This is a genomic window from Kaistella sp. (genome assembly GCF_049588135.1).
Taxonomy (GTDB): Bacteria; Bacteroidota; Bacteroidia; order Flavobacteriales; family Weeksellaceae; genus Kaistella.
In genome coordinates this window covers 1-3926 of record NZ_JBAVFG010000059.1, presented here as the reverse complement: position 1 = coordinate 3926, position 3926 = coordinate 1, and the positions used below count along the sequence as shown (strand labels likewise).

The window sequence follows — 3926 nt, the reverse complement described above, 5'->3', positions numbered from 1 at the left end:
GAGTAATTTTAAATGTTTCATTTTTGTGTTAATTAATGGTTATTTATTAGTTGGAAGCAAAGAAGAAATAAGATCTTTAATTAAATTTCATCAGCAAATTTCACAGTTGCTTAATTACCTTTATTTTACAAAAATTAGAGATCGATTTATTTCAAGGTCACTTAATTATTTGGAAGAGTAAATTTTCAAATAATTATTCGAATCTGAAATAGCAAATAGATGAATAGCCTTTTAAATCGACCAACAACATTTTTATTAAGTATTTGGAAGGGCGAAACAACTTAAGATAGGTGGAAATAAATGTCTCATTTAATCCAATAAAAAAAATAGAAAATAGAGTGAATTTATATTTCAGTAGACGGTAACTCATGGGGTTTTTTAGGATAAATTTTCCCATTTATCAAGTTTTGAAATTTGGCTTTTTCCTGTAAAATCTGATTATTATCCAAAATATTAATTACATCGATTTCGCGAGATCATAATCTAACTCTTTTGAAAAAACCAATAAAATTGGAACAAATAACAACAAGGGTAAAAATTTAAAGGAAAAAACATTGTACTTTTAAGGATTAAAATAAATTTGTACAGAATTAAAGTATCAATATTTACTTGAAAAAACTGAATTCAATAAGAAATTAAATATTTAAAAATATGGCCTCAAAAAACGAGTATGATGAACTTTTCCAAATTTTAAAAGAGCGTTTTGAATCAAACATGAATCGCCATCCAAATTTGAAATGGAAAGATATTCAGGATAAACTCCATCAAAACCCACAGAAACTTGAATCGTTATTTCAAATGGAAAATAGCGGTGGCGAACCTGATGTCGTAGGTTTTGATGAAAAATCTGGAGAATTTCTTTTTTATGATTGTGCCGTCGAAAGTCCGAAAGGTCGCAGAAGTTTCTGCTATGACAAAGCAGCACTCGATAAAAGGAAAGAAAACAAACCCAAAAATAATGCAATCGATGTTGCAGAATCGATGGGTATTGAAATCTTGAACGAAGAAGAATATCGCGAATTGCAAAAACTAGGAACGTTTGATACCAAAACTTCGAGTTGGCTGAAAACTCCAGAAAATATTAGAAAATTAGGCGGAGCTTTATTTGCGGATTTAAGATATGATACTATTTTTATATATCATAATGGTGCTGAATCTTATTATGCTGCCAGAGGTTTTCGTGGCGTTTTGAGGGTTTAAGATTTTTTGATCTTTATTATCAAATACAAAAAGACCGAAAGAAATTTCTTCCGGTCTTATTATTTATCATTTCCGAATTAGGAAATTTTCTAGATTACTCAACAATAATTTTAGCAGACTGTGTTTTTGTGGTAATAAAATAGACTCCTTTTGGAAGTTTTTTAAGATTCACTTTTTCTTTGTCATTCACCTTATTGATTGTTTGTAGCAATTGTCCATTTAAACTATAAACTTTTACGGTTTCATTTTTATCAATTCCGCTGATGAAAAACTCGTTGTTTTTTACAGGGTTTGGATAAATGGTGATTTTTTGGTTTTTAGTTGAAACATCGTTCGTTGCCATTGCAGAATAACAAGTCCAAGAAAGATTATCAAAAGAAACTCTGTTATTCGTAACTTCATCAATCAATTCAATCACTATATTTCCTTCAACATTAATATTTTCAATAATTTGAGTTTTTGCTGATTTAGAATAAGGAATTAAACCTTTTACTATTCCATTGATTTTAAGCGTATAATTCCCTGCTGAATCTGCAAATGGAAGGTAAGTTTTAACTTTTAAAGTCCCAATACCTCCCGAGATTACAGAAGATTTCAAAGCCCCTTTTTTAATACAAATTGCTTTGTTACTTGCTCCATCAATATAGATTTGGGTATCGGTTCTTGCACTGGTTGCAGTCCAAACGATTCCGTTACTAGACCAGGTTCGATCTACGTATGAAGAAGCTGGAGGCGTACCTCCTGTAGATGGTATGTTTTCAAAAGTTTCCGTTCCACAACTAGTTCCTGTATCACCTGTACCACCATCGACTTCGGTAGTTCCTTGAACAGTGGCACTATTTGCAGATTTATTTCCAGAAGTATCTTTCGCAACAATATAGAATGAGTAAGTTGTCGCAGCATTTAATCCTGTAATCGTTGCACTATTAGAAGATACACTTGTTTTGTAAGCATTATCTACATATACATCATATCCGCTTACCGATACATTGTCTGTAGAAGCCGTCCACGTTAAAGAAACACTTGAAGAAGTTACTCCCGAAACCGCAAGATTCATTGGAGTTGTTGGTGCTTCTGTATCCCCCGAATTTCCACCACCATTAAAGGTATCTGGCCAGGTATTTTGAGCAGCTGGACCACCCCAAATTACGGTCGCCAAATAAGGATTATCGATAAAAGGATTTCTATTATTCTGAATGCCTGCAACAACATTTTGTCTTTGCATTTCAAAAGCTGACACAGGATCTTCAATATTCCATTTTAATAAAATATCTGGGAAATCAGCAGAATAGGTACTTGGATTCATCGTTATATTTAATGGCAAACATTGACTTTTATATCTTACATACATGTACATCAAGATTCTAGCAACATCACCTTTCCACTCATCACCTGGATACCAACCGCCACGGCTCGTTTTGTAAGCCGCTGCACCTGCGCCGTCATCGAACAAAAGGTTTCCTCTCGTGCTGTTTAACGTATTATCTGCTGGACGAAGGTGGTGACCATCAGATCCAGGACCAGAAGTACCCAAGTTCGGAGTTCCTCTAGACTTTGCATATACGTGTTCGCGATTCCAAGTGCCGCTATAAGGACGACTTCTTTGGTGGGTTCCTGAACTTTGTGAACCATAAATCAACAGCATGTTTGCAGGGATTTCTGGGTCTGCATCACTTATTTTAAAAAGTGCTGCTAATCCTTCAGAATAAGAAATTGTTTTCGTGTGCGTAGCGGTAATTAATGTTGCTAAGTCATTTTTCAGTTCGTTTTTAGTTTTACTAAAATTAATGCTCGAATAATACGCCGGAGCGGATTGAGCAAACATGAAAAATGAAACGATACTCGCTAATAAAGATAGTTTTAGTTTCATAATTATAATTATTTATTGTTTTTCTGCAATGATCATATTTTTATAAAAAATACGGATTGGATTTTCTTTTATGATAATTAGAACTGGTTTGTCAAACTCCAAAAAAATTATACCGTCGTATATATATAGTTTTGCCGATATTTTCCCTTCAACAACGGAAGATTGTACCTCCACTGAAATCCCGTTCTCTCTTTCTTTCAGAGTAAAGGATGTTTGCAGATTCCATTGAAAAAAAGATTCTGAAAAATTGAATGCATTCGTCCAAAGTCCAGGATGATTTTCGCCAGCTCCTACAAAAAGCCTGTTGTTGGCTTTATCAATATTGATGACATAAAGCGGTTCTTTTTTTCCACCAACGTTAATTCCTTTGCGTTGACCAATTTTAAAAACATCAACGCCTGAATGCTCACCCACCAAAAAACCATCAAAAAGAGAATAAACACCCTTCTGGGATTTCCAGAAAAGTGATTCTTTTTTCGAAAAAAACTCAGGAACTTCTCTTTTGTAAAGAGGAGCGTTCGCTGGGATTTCAACAATTTGTCCTTTGTTAGTCATTAAAAAAAATTAAAATCCTTACCTAAAAAAGAAATACTAGTTACTTTCTGTTAGGGCGGGCTAAATTATATATTATATTTCAAATTAGAGGTAATAAATATCATTTTTTTGACAATACCGTAACGATGCGACCTCAGAGTGGAATTATTAGCAAATATCCACTTGGAAATAAATTTTAATGCAAATTAAAATGATTATTTCGTAACTTAGTTTGAACTTTTTTAAAATCCATCAAACTGAATTTTTCAATTCATAAAGGAGAAGAAAAGATTTTTCCATTTTTCAACAAAGCGTAGTGGCT

4 protein-coding genes are annotated in these 3926 nt (G+C 33.2%); 2 read left to right on the top strand and 2 right to left on the bottom strand.

The window, feature by feature from the left end:
- Together WBY99_RS03345 and WBY99_RS03340 are read left to right on the top strand one after the other, a co-directional pair.
- The coding region (locus WBY99_RS03345) for a hypothetical protein (protein WP_423974922.1) at positions 1-181 on the top strand (181 nt) is incomplete at its 5' end.
- Between the two features lie 470 nt (positions 182-651).
- Positions 652-1200 (top strand): DUF4256 domain-containing protein, encoded by a 549-nt coding sequence (locus tag WBY99_RS03340; RefSeq protein ID WP_423974921.1) that lies wholly within the window; start codon positions 652-654, stop codon positions 1198-1200.
- 94 nt (positions 1201-1294) lie between these two features.
- Here the strand turns inward: WBY99_RS03340 and WBY99_RS03335 are convergent, their stop codons facing one another.
- Both WBY99_RS03335 and WBY99_RS03330 read right to left on the bottom strand, forming a co-directional pair.
- Entirely contained in the window at positions 1295-3070 is a 1776-nt protein-coding gene (locus WBY99_RS03335) for an endonuclease (protein ID WP_423974920.1), read from the bottom strand.
- 12 nt (positions 3071-3082) lie between these two features.
- Positions 3083-3625, bottom strand: a complete 543-nt coding sequence (locus WBY99_RS03330) for a tRNA methyl transferase PRC-barrel domain-containing protein (protein ID WP_423974919.1) — start codon at positions 3623-3625, stop codon at positions 3083-3085.
- Between the last annotated feature and the right edge of the window lie 301 nt (positions 3626-3926).

Bases quoted from the DNA above. Each gene is read 5' to 3' on its own strand.
- WBY99_RS03340 (WP_423974921.1), top strand. From the start codon at position 652: ATGGCCTCAAAAAACGAGTATGATGAACTTTTCCAAATTTTAAAAGAG.
- WBY99_RS03335 (WP_423974920.1), bottom strand. From the start codon at position 3,070: ATGAAACTAAAACTATCTTTATTAGCGAGTATCGTTTCATTTTTCATG.
- WBY99_RS03330 (WP_423974919.1), bottom strand. From the start codon at position 3,625: ATGACTAACAAAGGACAAATTGTTGAAATCCCAGCGAACGCTCCTCTT.